Source organism: Sphingomonas sp. PSPC2-2, from assembly GCF_049897725.1.
Classification (GTDB): Bacteria; Pseudomonadota; Alphaproteobacteria; order Sphingomonadales; family Sphingomonadaceae; genus Sphingomonas.
The window spans coordinates 1-16786 of the sequence record NZ_JAFCWU010000015.1 but is presented as its reverse complement, the minus strand read 5'-3'; the positions used below and the strand labels follow the sequence as shown (position 1 = coordinate 16786).

Genomic DNA, 16786 nt, shown 5'->3' with positions numbered 1-16786 from the left:
CGTCATCTCACATCAACCCCAGCGTCCGCGCCGTGCCGTCGAGTGCGCGCGTGAGGATTTCCATCAGTTCGTCCACTTCGCCGCGGGTGATCACCAAAGGCGGGCTCAACACCATCGACTGGCCGACCGCCCGGGCGATCAGCCCATCGGCGTAACAGGCCTCGCGCGTCAGGATCGCGGCATTGTCTTCCATCGTGCAGACGGTGCGTGTCGCCTTGTCGCGGACGAGCTGTAGTGCAGCCATCAGCCCCACCCCGCGCCGCTCGCCGACCAGCGGATGCCGATCGGCCAGCGCCTGAAGGCTCGCCTGGAAATAGGGCCCGATATCGTCGCGCACCCGCTCGACCAGCCCTTCGCCGGCGATGATCTCGATATTGGCGAGCGCCACGGCGCAGGAGACCGGATGCCCCGAATAGGTATAGCCGTGCGGCCATAGGCCGCCCTTGGCGATCACGTCGAAGATTCGGTCGTGCAGCGCCACCGCCGCAATCGGCAGGTAACCGGAGGAAATGCCCTTCGCCATCGGCATGAAGTCGGGCTCGATGCCGAAGGTCTGCGAACCGAACCAGGCGCCGGTACGTCCGAAGCCACAGATCACTTCGTCGGCGATCAGCAGCACGTCGTACGCGCGGCAGATACGCTGCACTTCGGGCCAATAGGTCTCGGGCGGCACGATCACGCCGCCTGCGCCCTGCACGGGCTCCGCGATGAACGCGGCGACATTGTCCGGCCCGAGTTCGAGGATCTTCTCCTCGATCGCGCGGGCCGCCTTGAGGCCATAGTCGGCGGGCGCGAGATCCCCGCCGTTCACATACCAGTGGGGATGCTCGACATGCGCGAATTCGGGCAAGGTGCCGTTGTCCATGCCGTGCATCGCCGGCATACCGCCCAGGCTGACGCCCGCGACGGTGGAGCCGTGATAGGCGAGCGTGCGGCTGATGATCGTGCGCTTGCCCGGCTTGCCCAGCAGCTTCCAATAGTAACGCGCGAGACGGACGATCACGTCATTCGCCTCGGAGCCCGAATTGGCGAAGGTGAAATGATCGAGCCCCGCCGGGGTGAGGCCGGCCAGCCGCTCGGCCAGCTCGATCATCGCCGGCACCGCGCTCTGGAAGTGATTGTTGTAATAGGGAAGCCTGTCCATCTGCGCCTTGGCGGCGTCGGACAGTTCGGTGCGGCCATAGCCGATGTTGACGCACCACAGCCCGGCCATGCCGTCCAGGATCTTGCGGCCGTCGCTGTCCCAGACATGCGAGCCCTCGCCCCGCACGATGATGCGCGAGCCCTGTTCGAGGATCAGCCCGGGATCGGTGAAGGAGTGAAGGTGATGGCGGGCATCGCGTGCCTGCCATTGCGCCGTGCTGTTCATCTTGATCTCAGTCATGGGCGGTCAGGGCCTCCACCGCGGAATTGAAGAAGTCGTTGTCGAGGATCACCTCGGATCCGCGCGGCTTGGCGCGCGAGCTCAGCACGGCGATCAGCAGGTCGCGCTTCGGATTGATGTACACATACTGGCCGAAGATGCCGCGCGCGGAGAAGGCGCCGTCGGCGAGCGAGCCCGACGCATCGGGTACGATCCACCACATATAGCCATAATCGCGCCGTTCGCCGCCGACGATGCGCGCGCTACCCGCTTCGGCCATCCAGCCCTCGGGAAGGATGCGTTCCCCCGCGATCGTGCCGTCTCCCATCGCGAACCGCCCGAAGCGGGCGTAGTCGCGCAGCGTCGCGCTGATACCGCTGCCGGCGACTTCGAGTCCGCCGGGGGATTCGAGCCACCAGCAGGCATCCTGCTCCATGCCGAGACGGGACCAGAGTCGTTCGGAAAGATAGTCCGACAGCCACTTGCCCGTCGCCGCGCGAACGAGCGCGCCGACGACATGGGTTTCTCCCGTCGAATAATTCCAGCGGGTGCCAGGCTCGGCAACGCGCGGCAGCCCGGCCATGTAGCGCAGGATCGCGCCCGGCTGCTGGGCGATCTGCAGCTTCAGCATGTGCCGCCGCTCGGACTGGGGATCGACATGCTCGTCGTCCCAGCGGACCCCCGAGGTCATCTGCAGCAGGTGGCGGATCGAGACGCCGTCATAGCCGCCGCCCTTCAACTCGGGCAGGTAATCGGTCAGCATGTCCTCCACGCCGCCGATATGCCCGTCCTGGATTGCGGCCCCGACAAGCGTGGTCGCGATCGACTTGGCCATCGACATCGACACCCAGCGCGTATCGGGCTGCAATCCGAGTTCGTAGCGCTCGTGAATCACTTCACCGCGCCGCTGGATGAACAGGCCGGCCACCCGGTTGCGGAAGACATAATCATAGAGATCATATTCGCGGCCATTGGCCCGGATCGTGAAATCCTCGACCGGCGCCTGCGCATAGACGAAGGGCGCGACCGTATCGCCGCGACGGATGGTCCGCACCGGAAACGCGCGGTGCGTGTTGCGCAACGCTTCTACCTGCGCGCCGGGCATCAGCTTGCCCGCATAGAGCGGCGTCATGCGGTCCGCATAGCCGCTCGAACCGGCGAACCCCGACGTCAGGCCCAGCGGCTCTGCAGCCGGTGCATCAGAGACGTTCAACCAAGCCCCCTAACCCTTTTGTTGTTCGGCCAAAGAGCTAATCCGCCACGGCGCGCCAGCTAAGGTGCCAAGGATGGGAGGGGTGTTGCGCCTCGCGCACCAGCCCCGCGCCGATCGGAAATATCCTTTGCGATCGGCTATTTGCCGGCAAGGAGGACGCGACCCGCGACGTGCGGCTTCGCCACGTCGCGCGCGAGTTCGGCGGTAAACCAGCGCAGGTAGCGGCGCACCAGCGGGGTATCCTTCCGGTCGGCACCGACCAGTACATAATATTTGCCGAAACTATAGGGCTGGAACGCCGGTTCGCCTCGCCCGATCTCGACCAGCTCGCCCGAATCGAGAAAGGCCTGTCCGACCAGCCCGTTGACCAGCGCAACCCCGCGTCCGTGCAGCGCGGCATCAAGGGTCAGGTGGCCCTGCGACAGCCGCGGCCCGGTCAGGTCGAGATCGTCATAGACGCCGTGCACCGCCAGCCAATGCGCCCAGCCATCGAAATCATGCTCGTGCAGCAGCCGCTGGCCGATCAGGTCGCCGGGGGTCCGGATCGGTGCAGCATCGGCGAGATAGGCCGGGCTGGCGACGGCGACGACCGCGACGCTCGCCACTTCCTCGCAATGCACCCCCGCGGGGACCTTCATGCTGGTACGGTAGGCCGGGACGAAGCGGATCTCGATATCCGATTCATAGGGGGCCACCGAGATGTTGCGGTCGAGCGAGCGCAGCTCGATCTCGACATCGGGGTGCAGCTTCTCGAACAGCCCCACCCGCCGGGACATCCAGTGCAGCGCGAAGCCCGGCGCGCAGGAAACGTAGAGGTGATTGTGATAGCCGCGCCGCATCAGATCGATGGTGGAAGCGGCGATTGCGTCCATCGCGGCGGCGATCTCGCGGTGATAGCGCCGCGCGTCCTTGGTCAGCGCCACGCCGCGCGCCGTTCGCTCGATCAGCCGGGCTCCGGTCCATTGCTCGAGCGTCTTCAAGTGGCGGCTGATCACCGCATGATCGCGCCCGAGGCTGCGCGCCGCCTGGCGGACGCCGCCAAGCCGGGCCACCGCATCGAAGGCACGCAACGCTTCGAACGGCGGAATCGTCTTGCGCGAAGGCGGATTATAGGCGGCGACAGGGCGATCTTCGTCAGGCGTTTCCAAGTCGAGCGGCTCCCGCAACGGCACGGGCCGCCGCTTCGGGATGGGCATCGCCGAACCGCCGGCTGAAGGGGCGATACAGCAGCCCGATACAGATCGTGCCACCAACGCCTATGCCGGCATGTAACAACCAGAAGGCGGGCGGTTGCAAGGGCTCGTAGAAGCGGCCCAGCCATCCCGCGAATATCCCGGCGATGAACAGGCCGATATAATAGCCGCCGACCATCATCGAACGGACCTGCACCGGCGCCACCCGGGCGACCAGTGCGAGCGCCACCGGCGCGTAGAGCAGGTAGCCCAGCCCGATCACGAAATGGAACAGGACGGGCCAGACGATCGCCACCCTGCCCGCGCCTGCGCTCCACTGCCCGAGGCTGAGCAGCACGCAGCCCAAACCGAAGATCGAGCAGCCAAGCGCCAGCTTGGCGAGTTCGCCGGGCTCTCCACCCCGCCTGGCGCGGACACGCCAATAGCGCATCAGCACGGGTGCCAGCACCAGAACCGTGACGGCATCGAGCGACTGGAACCAGGTGACCGGTACGTGCAAGCCGAAGCCGATCCCAAGATCGACATGATCGCGCACCCAGACCGGATAGGTGTTCCAAATCTGCGATTGAACCGTCCAGAAACTCGCGGTGATGAGGATCAGCACCGAAAGCGCCAGCACGGTGCGCCATTCGTCCGCGGTGAGCGGCACCGTGGCCACGCCGCCGCGATCGCCGGCCGGCTCGCGGAGATAGCGCATTCCGCGAAGATAGATGGCGATGCCCAACAGCATGCCGAAGCCGGCGGCCGTGAAGCCATAGTGCCAGCCATAGAGCTCGCCCAGCGTGCCGCACACCAGCGGCGCGAGGAAGGCGCCGACCGCCACCGAAGTGACGTAGAGCGTGTAGCCGTCATCGTGCCGCCGGTCGCCTTCGGCATAGAGCGCCCCGACCTGCGCGGCGAGATTGCCCTTGAGCAGCCCCGCCCCGGCGATGATCGCGCCGAGCGCCGGCAGGAAAGCCTGTTCGATCGCCATCAGGAAGTGCCCGCAGGCGAGCAATCCGCCGCCCAGCAGCACGGCGCGGGTCCGTCCGGTCACCCGGTCGCCGATCAGCCCGCCGACGATCGGGCCGAAATAGACCAGCGCGACATAGATGCCGAACAGCTGCGCGGCGAGCGCCTGGCTCGTGAGCGGGCCGGTCACCGCCTCCAGCCCGGCGCGCAGCCCAGCAAAACCCCAGACATGTTCGACGACGCCGGGCTGGAGCAGATGCCCGGTCATGTAGAGCATGAGCAGCGCCTGCATGCCGTAGAAGGAAAAGCGCTCCCACATTTCGGTGGCGGCGATATAGGTTAGGCCGCGCGGATGGCCGAACAGGTCGGTGCCGGCAACGGGCAGCGCGGCCCCCGTCTCGGCAGTTTCAAATGCTGGGGCCATCCGGATGCTCCGACAGAGAAAAGGCCCGCCCCGGAGTGGAGGCGGGCCTGACAGAAAAGAACCTCAGAAGTCGTGTGACAAGGCGATGCCGACCGTTCGCGGCTTCGTCCGCGAGGATTGCTGCCACGCCTGGTACGGATCGACCTGCCGGTTCTCATTGGTGAGGTTGGTGGCATAGAGCTCCACCTTCACCCGGGAGAAAGTCGCGCCGATGCGGGCGTTGAGGAGCGGTACGGTGTCCGAACACTGAATGCGCGGGACCAGAACCGAGCTGTCCGAGGCGCAGGTCTTGTCCCGGTAGCTGAAATCGGCATGGGCGAAGCCGGCGATGTTCGATGCGAGGGCGACATCATAGTCGGCCGCAACGCTGAACGTGACCTCCGGGGCGTAGTCGCCGGGGTCGCCGACTTCGACATTGGTGGATTCGCCGCTCTGGATCGCCAGCTTGGTCACTTCGCTGTGCGTCAGCGCGGCCATGCCGCTGAGATGGAAGTTCGGCGTCACCGCCCAGGTCGCGCTAGCCTCCAGACCGTATATCTCCAAGTCGCCGATATTGCGGGTGAGCGAGACGTATCCGCCGCCCCCGTCGAAGTTGAAGAACTGCCCGGTTCGCAGGGCGTCGTCATATTTGGAATAGAAGGCGTCGATGTCGAATTGCAGCGCGCCGCCCGCGGTCACGCCCTTGGTGCCCAGCTCGTAATTGGTCAGCTTCTCCGGCCTGTAGGGCGGTAGCCCCGCCGTGTTGAAACCGCCCGAGCGGAAGCCACGCGAGACGTTGCCGTACAGGTTCCATTTCGGGCCGAGGGCGTAGGTGAAATAGACGCGCGGGTCGGTCGACTTGAAGTTCGCCTTCTGGGTCGTGGTGCCGCCGTTCCACTGGGTCACGTCGTCGCTGAAGGTGCGGACGCCGGCGCCCAGCGTCAGCCGCTGCGTGAGCCGGTAGGACAGGTCGGCGAAGCCCGACCAGGACTTGGAGGTGTCGAGATCCTCATAGACGAACGGATAGGTGCCGCCGGCATAATAGGAGATGCCGGTGTCGTAGAGGTCCGAGCGGGCGTCGCGGTAATAGACGCCGACCGTATATTGCAGCGGACCGCTTCCCGCCGAGGTCAACCGCAGTTCCTGGGTGAACTGGCGGGCGCGGTCGTGGATGCCGTCAAAGCCCTCGTTCTGCACCGTATAGGGAGTGCCAGGCCCGGCTATATAGGTGCTGTAATAGTCGCGGTTGAGCCGGACATAGCTGCTCGAACTGGTGAGCGTGGCGAAATCGAAGTGATAGTTGGCGGTGAGATTGTAGATCCAGGCCCGGTCCTTGCGGCTGGGGAGGAGATCATAGTCGGGGCTCACGGGCACCGGGCGGGTGCGATCCGGATTCTCATAGTCCAGACCGAAACGACTGCTCATCCGATACAGGCCGATCGTCCCGGTCAGGTCGAAGTCGCTGCTCGGCTTGAACAGGATCTTGCCGCGGAAATTGCGGATGTTCTGGTTGTTGCCGTCCTTGATCCCGGTCCCTGGCTGGTCGATCCAACCGCCACCGTCCTCGAGGTTGCCGGCGACGCGGATGGCAAGCACGTCGGTAACGACGGGCAGGCTCAACGCGCCCGACAGGCGCAGATTGTCGCTGCCCTGGTCGATCAGCGAATAATCCGCCCTGGCGAAGCCATGAATCTCCGTGAGATCCGGGTTCTTGGTGACGAAGCGCACGGTGCCCGTCATCGCGCCCTGGCCGTAGAGCGTGCCCTGAGGCCCCTTCAGCACTTCGATACGGTCGATATCGAGCATGCGCAGATCGACCTGGCGGAACCCGCCGGTCAGCGTCACCGGCACTTCGTCCATATAGGTCGCGACCATCGCGTCGGAGCCGCGGATGTTCGCCGCGCCGCGCAGGAACACCTGGCTCGAACCGGGGCCTTCATAGCGCAGGACCAGCCCGGGCACGGCATAGGAGAATTGCTGCAGATCGGTGATCCCGCGATCGGCGATGGCGTCTCCGCTCATCGTGTTGATCGCGACCGGCACGTCGATCAGCCGCTGCTTGCGCTTCTGCGCGGTGACCACGATTTCATTGTCGATATTGCTCCGGCCGGCATCCGTTGCAGAAGCCTGGCTATTCGCCTCCTGGGCGAAGGCCGGGGCCGCGGCGATCGCCAACGCAAGGCTGGACACGGTACAAAGGCGGCGACCCAGATTGTTCAGTCTCATCGCAAATCCCCCAAGCTCTGTTGCAGTACGGAGACTGTTGCGCGCTCCGGAAGGTGAAAAGGCGCGTAGAGGGTCCGCCGTGGTGCGCGGGACGCACCATGGCGGACGGCGGCGTCGCGCGATCAGCGTCCGGCCTGTTTGATGCCGGTCTGCGCCCACTCCCCGGGGTTGATCACCAGCTTGCCCTTCGTCGCAAAGTCGAGGACCATCGGGTAGCGCCCCGGCACGGCGAACCGGCCGCCATCATAGGGAAGCAGCTCGACCGGCTTGTCCATCGGCACGTTGAAAGCGTTGCGCCCGACCGCCTGGCCGAACAGCTTGCCGTCCTGCGCGGTGATGTTCACCGTCACGAAATTCGAGAAGCGATACTTGCCTGCATAGGATGCCAGCGTTCTGGCGGGCACCGCCGGCTGCGGCGACATCACCGGCAAGGCCGGCTGCGGCGGCACAGATGCGAGCACCGCGTCCCAGGCCAGTTCGCTGGCGATCGAGCCGATCTCGACGCCGTTGAGCGCGCCCGGCGTGCTCGGATCGGGCGCATCGATTTCGCCGGTGGTGATGGCATAGAGCGTATCGCCGTCCGATGCCGTGGCGAAAGGCTGGATACTGCGCCCCATCGCGGTATGGACCTGGATCGCCAGCCGCTGGAGTTCGGCCGGCTCCATCTTCTGGTTGATTGCGACCAGCGTGACCGTGGTGTTGCGCATCCTGCCGCTCTCGGCGCCCCAGCCGGCCTTGCGGCTGTCGGGAAGGTTGCGCAGCAGATCGTCGACGCGAACATCCTTGGGCCAGCTCGGATCACGGTAACAGGCGGCGGGGCGGCCTTCCCGATCGGTCACCAGCCCATAGGCGTTGACCACCGAGAAGACGGCGATCTTGAGCGCGCCGATCTGCTTGAACGCGCCGCCCTGGCCCGAATGCGCCTTGCAGCCGAAGAAATCGCCGGTGCGGGTCATGCTCCCGGCTCCGGCGGCGCCATTGCGGAACACGCCCGGGATCCGAGCGCGATAGGCCGCCTGGGCGAGCTTCTTGTCGGGGTATATCTCGTTCAGTCGGCGATCGCCATAATCGAAGATGACCGCCCCGACCGCCACCGCGATCGAATCCCATCGCCCGGTATTGCGGCCATCGTCCTTGAGCGCGGTCGCGACGGCGGTCGTCGCTTCGAGCCCATAGGCCGCGCCGCCCGCGAACACGACGGTGTCGATGTCGTAGCTCGAATATCCGAGGCGGACGAGGTCGGTATTGATGGTGGCCGGCGCCCCGCCGCGCACGTCCACCGCCGCCAGCACCTTCTTGTCGAAGCTGAAGACCGTCACCCCGGTGGGGCCCTCACGATAGGAGGCGCTGCCGATCTTGAGCGCGGGCCAATCGAAGCGCAACTCGCTGCCGCCGCCATTGAGCACCGGAACGAGGTCCGCCTGTGAATCCGGCGGGCTGGGCGCCGCCGTTTGGGCCGATCCGGCCGAGGCACCCATCAGCAGGCAAGTGACAAGGGCGGCGACGCCGGTGCGATGCTTCATATGTTTCGACCCTTTCCGTTGATCTCCGACCCGGCAGTATGCGTCAGAAATCGCGGTGCCACATATGCAAAAAATGTTCTCGCTGGTGCGCCGGCCGCACCATGCACCCGGACGGCAAAGCTGGTGCAACCCGAACACCAGCGGCAGCGATATTGGCACTTTTGGACGCCCCCGCGGATGCTAGGCTTCTGCGCTCCGGACCGATCGAGGACATGATGGCCGATACCCCAGCGCCGGCAGCGCCCACCCTATACCGCCCCGATGCCTATGCCGCACTCGAGCCGGAGCGGATCGTGGACGACTATCCGTTCGCCACGCTGCTTTCGCCCGAGCTTCATGCGACGACCACGCCGATGCTGTTCGAGCGGAGCGATCGGGCCACGCTCATCGGTCACCTCGCGCGGCGGGGCAGCCATGCCCAGGCGATGCGGACGGGCGACCGGGGGCTCTGTTGCAAACTCTGATGCGGTTGCCAACGTTGGGCCTTGTCTTGGTAAGGTCGGTTGTGATGGACGATTTCAAAGGGCGGCATTTTACCGGAGAAGTCATCCTATGGGCGGTCCGCTGGTACTGCCGGTACGGTATCAGCTACCGTGATCTCGAGGAAATGCTGGCGGAACGTGGCATCGATGTCGATCACACGACCATCTATCGCTGGGTGCAGCGCTACGCGCCGGAGATGGAGAAGCGGTTGCGCTGGTTCTGGCGGCGCGGCTTTGATCCGAGCTGGCGTCTCGATGAGACTTACGTGAAGGTGCGGGGCAAATGGACCTACCTCTACCGGGCGGTCGACAAACGGGGCGACACGATTGATTTCTACCTGTCGCCGACCCGCGGCGCCAAAGCTGCGAAGCGCTTTCTTGGCAAAACCCTTCGCGGTCTGAAGGACTGGGAAAAGCCGACGAAACTCAACACCGACAAGGCGCCAAGCTACGGCGCCGCAATCGCCGAGTTGAAACGAGAAGGAAAGCTCGCCCCAGAAACCGAACACCGGCAGGTGAAATACCTGAACAACGTGCTCGAGGCCGACCACGGCAAGCTCAAGATGCTGATCAAGCCCGTGCGTGGTTTCAAATCGATGCCGACAGCCTACGCCACGATCAAGGGCTTCGAGGTGATGCGCGCCCTGCGCAAAGGGCAGGCCCGGGCATGGTGCCTGCAGCCAGGGATCAGGGGAGAGGTGCGTCTGATCGAAAGATCATTTGGCATTGGCCCCTCGGCCATGACCGAGGCCATGGCCATGCTCAATCAGCATTTCAACAAAGCGGCCTGATCCCAACAAAGGCGCGGTGCCGCTCGGCGGTCCCGAATGTTTGCAACAGAGCCCTCGCGATCGCGGCACTGTTGGATCCGTTGCCGCTGGCCAGCTCCAGCACCCGTCCGACCGGTCGGTGACCTATCGCGTGCAGGATCGCGGCACGCTTCACCGCCTCGTCACGGGCGGTGAAGGTGCGCCAGGGATCGTCGTCGCCGGCGAACTTGGCGGCGAACCCGGCAAGATCGATCGGGCTCGTCACTTCGAACCCGGCCGGTAGCGCTCGACCGGACGAGCAAAGGCCGCAAGCTCGTGTCTCGCGATCGTGAAGCCTGCTGGGTCATCGGAAACGGCGCCGAGCTGCGTCCGGTAGACGCGGATCAGGGACCGTTTCACCGAAACTCCCCCGGGCACAGCGATGCGCCATGCCGGTCCGGACCTGTCCGGGCGAGGCGGCCACACGCGGTAGGTCAGCCGACTGGCGCCACCCGGGCATCCGGCTACGGCCGCGGCTACGGCGCGGTGATCGGGATGGTCGTCATCGCAGGCCGGTCCGACGATGAGATCGAGATCCCGGCATCGTGCGACCTGGCGGCGCAGCGCGCGATAACAGCGCCCCGGGATCGAGGGCAACTGGCCATCGGGCAAATTGAGGAACGAGACGTCGCCAGCAACGATGCCGAGACGACGTAGCGCATGAAGGCTCTCACGCTGGCGAGCCGCGACCAGTCGCGTCCTCGGCCATTTTCGGCTGCCCCGGTGAGATGCGGCACCATCGGTCACGACCGCAACCCGGACCCGAGCTCCATGGCGGCGAAGCCGCGCAATGAGGCCGGCCGCGCCGATGACCTCGTCATCCGGGTGCGGGGCGATCACCAGCGCGACACGCACGTTTCGCAGCGCGATCCTCACAGGATGGGGTCGAGGATGTGCTCGGCGACAGCCTGGCCGACGCGAAGGCGATGCGCATCGGGCGCAGGCTGGCGCAGGTACACCATGAGATCGGCGATCTTTGCCGCGAGCGGATGCGACAGGAACAACCCCTGCAGCCCCACCGCCTCCTGCGCGATCGTCAGGGCGCGCTCGGCAAAACCGGCGATCGATAGCCGCGCAGCGGACACCCGGGCGAGGCGTTCCGCATCCGTCCCGCTGAACCAGGCGCCCGCCGTGTCGCGGATGCTCGCCGCTGCACCCTGGGCAAGCAGGAACAGGTCGGCGAGGCGCGATGCCTGGAACGGATCGGAAGCGCGCTCGTGGGTGGTCAGGTGGTCACGCACTGCATCGAGCAGGCCGGCGATGCCCCCGGCATGAACCGCGGCGAAGCGCAGCGCGCCTCCGCTGAAGAACGGCTCCCGCGCATAGCTGCCGGGCTCGCCGATACGGCCGTCTTCACGGATCACAGAGCCGGACCAGCGCACCAGATGTGTCTCCGAGCGCTGCATGCCGATCGTCTGCCACCACTCCCGATCGATGGCAGGCGGATCGGCATCCAGGTCGAGCAGGAGCAGCTGCGGCCCGCGTTCGCTATCCGCGGTTACCAGCGCGTGAGTCAGTATCCCCGCCCCCGATGCATAGCCCTTGCCGCCGGTCAGCCGTCCGCCGGTAAGCACCAGCGACTCACCCGGCAGGCCCGCATTCCACACACCCAGCATCGCTCCCGCAGCGATCCGCGCCCGCAACGCAGCGACCTGGGACGACGTGCCGTATCGAAACACGATTTGCACCGCATCGACATGCCCCTCCAGCAGGCGCCCGATGGGGAGATCCCGGCGTCCCGCAGCGTAAAGAGGGCGGAGCAGGTCCAGATATGCCTCGGGCGTCGTCGGATCGCCGGCGGGGTCGGTCACCCACCCTGCCGCGACGATCGCATGGCGCAGAGCTTTGGTCGTCGTCATACCGCCTGCTCGCAAAGCTGGTGCTCGAGCGTTGCCAGGGCATGCTCGGCCTCGGCGAGGGTGACGTCGGGTATATCGGGCAGCGCCGGCACGACACGCATGGCGAACGCCTCTGCGTTGGGGCAGTCGCGCGCGACGCCGATCACATGGTCACCGGTCAATCCGATACGGTCGCCGAAGCGAGCTGCGACAAAGGAATCGGGGAGCCCGGCCCAAATGCGGCGCGCCTCCGCCTGCTGTCGGTATTGCCATGCCGCCCCTCGGGGATGCGGCATTGAGGGTGCCCCGTGATGGTCGATGGCACTGAGCGCAGCCGCCATGCCGCCCGGCGCCCGGCCGAGCCGCCGTGAGGAGGTCGCAACCACCATGCCGGGATCGCGGCGCACGCGAAACCCGGCGCGCCCGGCATCGTCGAGCAGGGCGGCGTCCTCGCCGCATGGCACCGGCTGGAAGCCACCCAGCGCCTGATAGGCTCCGGGTCGGAAGGCCATGTTGGCGCCTCCCGAGCAGTGGGAGCCGGTCGGACTGTCCCACGGAACGGGGTCGACCGATCGTCGGTAGGCGTGAAGCCGATCGAGGTAGCGCTCGACCCTCCCCTGCACCGGATCCCGCTCCGCTGCGATCCGGACGATTCGCCCGGCGACAAGGTCGGCCGAGGCCAGGCCCTGCAGTGCCGCCCTGACCCAATCGGCACGGGGCTGGCTGTCGGCGTCGGTCGTCAGGAGAATACCGTGGGGCGTGCTCGCCGCATGATGCAGGCCGAGGGCGATGGCGGCCCGGCGTGCACGACCGGCATTGGCATCAGGGGACGGGTCTCCCTGAGCCACCGTGAACGGAAGGGCCATGCGACCAGCATGCTCGAGTATTACCTGCTCGCTCGCATCCGAGCAATTATCAAGGAGGAAGAACACGGCAGCCTCGACGTCGCCCAGGTCCAGTCGCTCGATCGCCTCCAGCAACTTCGGTAACGCAGTCTCCTCGTTGCGGACCGGAACACAGATCGCAGCTGACACAGGTCGCAACGGCACCCCCACCATCGGTTTCGCAGGACCGGCGACCCTGTCTTGCAGGACTGTAGGTGATAAACGCCGGTTTCGATAGCTGCTCGCGGTGATGCAAGATGCCAGATCGTCATGCAGGACTATAGGTTTGCCCGGTTTCAACCGAGATATCGGCGTCGGGTAGGTAGCCGTCGAAGTTCGCGCCGCGCACCTACAAGCTGCTGTTCGACATGGCAGGCTACCCGGATGCGAAGGCGGTGCCATTCTTCCCCGAGATCGATCCCGTGTTCCGCGTCACCGACCCTGCCGCGCACTACCATGTGCCGGTCTGAGCTGCCCCCTTCTGAGTGGTCCATCGACTATTACAGTCTGGACCAAGGAAGGGACGACGAATGCCTGCGAAGAAGCACAAGCCCGAGGAGATTATCGGGAAGCTACGTGAGGTTGAGATCATGCTGGGTCAGCACCGGTCGACGCAGCGCAAGGTGCCGTTCGGGGCAGATGACGAAGAGGCGCTGACCGAGGATATCATCGCCCTTGCCAGGCAGTACGGGCGCTACGGCTATCGCCGGGTGACGGCGCTGCTGCATGCGGCGGGTTGGTCGGTGAACCACATGGCGTAATCAGGAGCGGTGCTCGTTGGGATAGCCTGTCGTCCCCTGAAGAGGAGGACGGAAGATGACCTGCTATGTTGGCCTAGATGTGTCGATGAAGGAGACCGCGATCTGCGTCGTGGACGAAACGGGCGATCGCATATGGGACGGTAAGTCGCGAACGGACCCGGACGCTATTGCGGCCGTGCTGGCGCGGAGGGCCGCAGGAGCCGTGAGGATCGGTATCGAGACGGGCCCGATGACCGTGTGGTTGTGGCACGCATTGACCGAGCGAGAGCTGCCGGTGGTGTGTCTTCATGCCAGGCATGCTGCGGCAGCGCTGAAGCTGCAGATGAACAAGACGGACCGCAACGACGCGTTTGGGTTGGCACGGCTGGTCCGCTCGGGCTGGTACCGGCCGGTCGCTGTTCGCTCGATGGATACGCACCGGTTGCGTGCGCTCCTGATCACGCGAGACCAGCTGGTCGGCATGAGCACCGCGCTCATCAACAAGATACGCGGCCTGGCGAAGACTTTCGGCATTCTGGTCGGACCCGGGAAGGGTGGCACCTTCGAACGTCAGGTCCGGGCAACGCTGCCGGACGATCCGGTGGTCGCCGCACTGTTCGAGAGCCTACTGGCGATGCTGAGCACATTGCGGGAGCAACAGCTTGCCATTGCCAAGCAGCTCGCCCGGGTTGCCCGGCAAAGCGGCGCCTGCCGCTTGATGATGACGATGCCCGGCGTCGGACCGCTGACGGCCGTCAGCTTTATGACCACCATCGAGGATCCTCACCGGTTCCGACGCTCGCAGGATGTCGGCGCCTATCTCGGTCTCACTCCGCGTCGCTACCAGTCGGGCGAGGTCGACATCAACGGCCGCATCTCCAAGTGCGGAGATCGTCTCACCCGCAAGCTGCTGTTCGAAGCGGCCAATGTCATGCTGTCGCGGACCTCGCAGGCGTCGGCGCTGAAGGACTGGGCTGCCGCCATCGGCCGGAGATCGGGCTTCTGGAAGGCGCGCGTTGCGCTGGCCCGCAAGCTGGCGGTGATCCTCCACCGGATGTGGATCGACGGGCGAGGCTTTGACCCAAAGGTGACTGCCATGGCCTGATATCTGCTTTCCGAGCTGCCGCCCCGCCAGGGTGCGGCCACGGCCATCTCGTGACCCGCTTCGTGACCATCTGGAACACGGGAACCACATCGAGAGGCCGGCGATCTGGCGCCATGCTGAGGCTGGACCCGTCCTGACCTCGAAGACGACAACGATGCGCAAAAGAAGATCGACTACGAGCACCTTGGCAAACGGCTTGACCGATTAGACGATAAACGGGTGGAACGGATCTGGCGACGCGAGGGGCTGAAGGTGCCGCAGCGCCAGCCGAAACGCGGCCGGTTATGGCTGAACGATGGCTCGTGCATCCGGTTGCGGCCGGAGTATCCGGGGCATGTCTGGGCTTACGACTTCGTCGAGGAACGCACCCATGACGGACGCAAGTTCCGCATCCTTACCATTATCGACGAGGCGAGCAGGGAGTGCCTGGCACTCGTCGTCGCGCGCCAGCTCAAACACGAAGACGTACTGGCAGCGCTGGCCGAGTTGTTCATCGAGCGTGGTCCGCCCGCGCATATCAGGTCGGACAATGGCAGCGAGTTCATCGCCGCCGCCGTCCAGACCTGGCTCAGGCAGATCGGCGTGAAGACGCTCTACATCGCCCCGGGCTCGCCATGGGAGAACGGCTACAACGAGAGCTTCAACGGCTCGCTGCGGGATGAGCTGCTGAACGGCGAGATCTTCTACACCCTCGCTGAAGCCAGGGTGCTGATCGAGGCGTGGCGGCGTCACTACAACACTGTCCGACCGCACAGCAGCCTCGGCTATCGACCACCCGCCCCGGAAGCGGCGACACCGCCATTGCCGGCCTCCGGTTCCGCTTCGCTCCACCTCCGACCGGCAATGGCGGCGGAGACGACAATGCACTAACTATCAACCCGGACCACCCGGTGGGGGCTGCTCATAATCACCACTCCTCGGCGGTCACCCCCTTTCCCTCAAACGATGGTATTCCGGGATAGGAGCGTTCTCCCAGGTACCCCTCGCCTGCGGAAATCAGGAACTAAGCCGATCAATCTCTGACAGCACGTATCGAGGGTCAAAAGGTTTGGCGACGAAGAAAGAGTGTTCCGGCAGGTCAGCTTGTGAAGGACGGACGTTACCGGAGACAACCGCGATCAGCATTGGCGGGTACCTATCACGAACGTAGCGTGCAAGTCGCAGACCATCCATCGATCCCTTCATCTGGATGTCTGTCAGGACAATTCCAATCTCGGGATGATCGGCTATGATCTTGATCGCTTCGTCGCCGTCCTCAGCTTCAAACGCAATAAAACCACGGTCGCTGAAAAAATCCATCAGATCGTGACGTATAAACACCTCATCTTCAACGATGAGGATTGCCCGTGGCGGAATTGCCTGACCCATTACGCGGTTACCAATTCGCCTGCACCGACTAACGGCGCTTTGATCCGAAATTCGACACCTTCAGGCGGGTAGCTCAACACCGTCTCGCCCCTGAAGTACGATCGCAGCGAACGTTCGATTAGCCGCGTTCCAAAGCCCCTGCGTGTGGGGGGCGAGACGGTCGGACCGTCGCGCTCCTGCCATAGCAAGGTGAACTCTGGGTTTGCGTCATATCCACTCACCTCCCACGTCAACGTCACGGTGCCGGTATGGTTGCTCAGGGCACCGTATTTCAGCGCGTTGGTGACCAGCTCGTGGATTGCGAGCGTGAGGGCGAGTGCCGACTGCGGATTGAGACGCACCGCGGGGCCATTGATCGCGATCCGGTCCCGCTTATCGGCAACGGCCGCCAAGCCGGCTTCCAAGACCGTATCAAGGTCCGACGCTTCCCACGATGTCGCGGTCAGCACATCCGTCGCCCGGCCCAAGGATGCCAGACGTGATGAGAAGGCAGCAGAGGCATCCTCCAGTGTCACCGCATCACGCAGCGTCTGGTTGGCAATCGACTGGATGATGGACAAGACGTTTTTGGCTCTGTTGCAAAAATCGTGAAGCTTGAGCATGCTTGGCGGAGATTGGACGGACGGAACGATGACGGATTTCAAGTGGCGCCATTTCCAGGGTGATGTGATCCTGTGGGCGGTGCGCT

15 protein-coding genes and 3 pseudogenes are annotated in these 16786 nt (G+C 65.0%); 6 read left to right on the top strand and 12 right to left on the bottom strand.

Annotation, left to right across the window (positions count from 1 at the left end):
• Window positions 1–7 precede the first annotated feature (7 nt).
• The 6 genes from ACP7BY_RS19490 to ACP7BY_RS19465 form a co-directional block, all read right to left on the bottom strand.
• On the bottom strand, window positions 8–1384 hold the full coding sequence (locus ACP7BY_RS19490; RefSeq protein WP_033967262.1) for an aspartate aminotransferase family protein: 1377 nt from the start codon (window positions 1382–1384) through the stop codon (window positions 8–10).
• Window positions 1377–2291 (bottom strand): serine hydrolase domain-containing protein, encoded by a 915-nt coding sequence (locus ACP7BY_RS19485; RefSeq protein WP_425262598.1) that lies wholly within the window; start codon window positions 2289–2291, stop codon window positions 1377–1379. The genes ACP7BY_RS19490 and ACP7BY_RS19485 overlap by 8 nt, the downstream gene beginning before the upstream one ends.
• A 422-nt stretch (window positions 2292–2713) precedes the next feature.
• The gene (locus tag ACP7BY_RS19480; RefSeq protein WP_052192550.1) at window positions 2714–3772 is read right to left on the bottom strand and encodes a LysR substrate-binding domain-containing protein; all 1059 of its coding nucleotides are present in this window, start codon (window positions 3770–3772) and stop codon (window positions 2714–2716) included.
• Complete coding sequence (locus ACP7BY_RS19475; protein ID WP_081988852.1) at window positions 3711–5144, bottom strand: peptide MFS transporter; 1434 nt, start codon at window positions 5142–5144, stop codon at window positions 3711–3713. The genes ACP7BY_RS19480 and ACP7BY_RS19475 overlap by 62 nt, the downstream gene beginning before the upstream one ends.
• A gap of 63 nt (window positions 5145–5207) precedes the next feature.
• Window positions 5208–7349, bottom strand: a complete 2142-nt coding sequence (locus ACP7BY_RS19470) for a TonB-dependent receptor (protein ID WP_426288289.1) — start codon at window positions 7347–7349, stop codon at window positions 5208–5210.
• A gap of 122 nt (window positions 7350–7471) precedes the next feature.
• Window positions 7472–8872, bottom strand: coding sequence for a P1 family peptidase (locus tag ACP7BY_RS19465; protein WP_033967264.1), 1401 nt, complete (start codon window positions 8870–8872; stop codon window positions 7472–7474).
• A 212-nt stretch (window positions 8873–9084) separates the two neighbouring features.
• Here ACP7BY_RS19465 and ACP7BY_RS19460 point away from each other — a divergent pair, with 212 nt between their 5' ends.
• Together ACP7BY_RS19460 and ACP7BY_RS19455 are read left to right on the top strand one after the other, a co-directional pair.
• Window positions 9085–9336, top strand: a complete 252-nt coding sequence (locus tag ACP7BY_RS19460) for an FMN-binding negative transcriptional regulator (protein WP_033967265.1) — start codon at window positions 9085–9087, stop codon at window positions 9334–9336.
• A 44-nt stretch (window positions 9337–9380) separates the two neighbouring features.
• Complete coding sequence (locus tag ACP7BY_RS19455; protein WP_026109285.1) at window positions 9381–10145, top strand: IS6 family transposase; 765 nt, start codon at window positions 9381–9383, stop codon at window positions 10143–10145.
• Here the strand turns inward: ACP7BY_RS19455 and ACP7BY_RS19450 are convergent.
• From ACP7BY_RS19450 to ACP7BY_RS19435, 4 genes are read right to left on the bottom strand one after another with little or no spacing between them, the layout of a single operon-like run.
• A complete protein-coding gene (locus ACP7BY_RS19450; protein WP_426288287.1) occupies window positions 10129–10389 on the bottom strand; it encodes a hypothetical protein in 261 nt (86 codons plus the stop codon). The genes ACP7BY_RS19455 and ACP7BY_RS19450 overlap by 17 nt on opposite strands.
• Window positions 10386–11039 (bottom strand): PIG-L deacetylase family protein, encoded by a 654-nt coding sequence (locus ACP7BY_RS19445; RefSeq protein WP_084401577.1) that lies wholly within the window; start codon window positions 11037–11039, stop codon window positions 10386–10388. Before ACP7BY_RS19445 ends, ACP7BY_RS19450 begins: the two co-directional genes overlap by 4 nt.
• Window positions 11036–12022, bottom strand: a complete 987-nt coding sequence (locus ACP7BY_RS19440; RefSeq protein ID WP_170170547.1) for an acyl-CoA dehydrogenase — start codon at window positions 12020–12022, stop codon at window positions 11036–11038. The genes ACP7BY_RS19445 and ACP7BY_RS19440 overlap by 4 nt, the downstream gene beginning before the upstream one ends.
• Window positions 12019–12981, bottom strand: coding sequence for a glycosyltransferase (locus tag ACP7BY_RS19435; protein WP_206378455.1), 963 nt, complete (start codon window positions 12979–12981; stop codon window positions 12019–12021). The genes ACP7BY_RS19440 and ACP7BY_RS19435 overlap by 4 nt, the downstream gene beginning before the upstream one ends.
• 248 nt (window positions 12982–13229) lie before the next feature.
• Here ACP7BY_RS19435 and ACP7BY_RS19430 point away from each other — a divergent pair.
• The 4 genes and pseudogenes from ACP7BY_RS19430 to ACP7BY_RS19415 form a co-directional block, all read left to right on the top strand.
• Window positions 13230–13355 (top strand): annotated as a pseudogene (locus ACP7BY_RS19430) (hydroxyisourate hydrolase); the annotation flags it as partial.
• A 120-nt stretch (window positions 13356–13475) separates the two neighbouring features.
• Window positions 13476–13634, top strand: a pseudogene (locus tag ACP7BY_RS19425) (IS3 family transposase); the annotation flags it as partial.
• 67 nt (window positions 13635–13701) lie between these two features.
• Entirely contained in the window at window positions 13702–14730 is a 1029-nt protein-coding gene (locus ACP7BY_RS19420; RefSeq protein WP_020493465.1) for an IS110 family transposase, read from the top strand.
• A 204-nt stretch (window positions 14731–14934) separates the two neighbouring features.
• Window positions 14935–15600 (top strand): annotated as a pseudogene (locus ACP7BY_RS19415) (IS3 family transposase); the annotation flags it as partial.
• Between the two features lie 126 nt (window positions 15601–15726).
• On the opposite strand, the gene ACP7BY_RS19410 reads toward ACP7BY_RS19415, so the two are convergent.
• A complete protein-coding gene (locus tag ACP7BY_RS19410; protein ID WP_018250464.1) occupies window positions 15727–16098 on the bottom strand; it encodes a response regulator in 372 nt (123 codons plus the stop codon).
• Window positions 16098–16786: sensor histidine kinase (locus ACP7BY_RS19405; RefSeq protein ID WP_426288286.1), on the bottom strand; the 689-nt coding region annotated here is incomplete at its 5' end. The genes ACP7BY_RS19410 and ACP7BY_RS19405, both read right to left, overlap by 1 nt.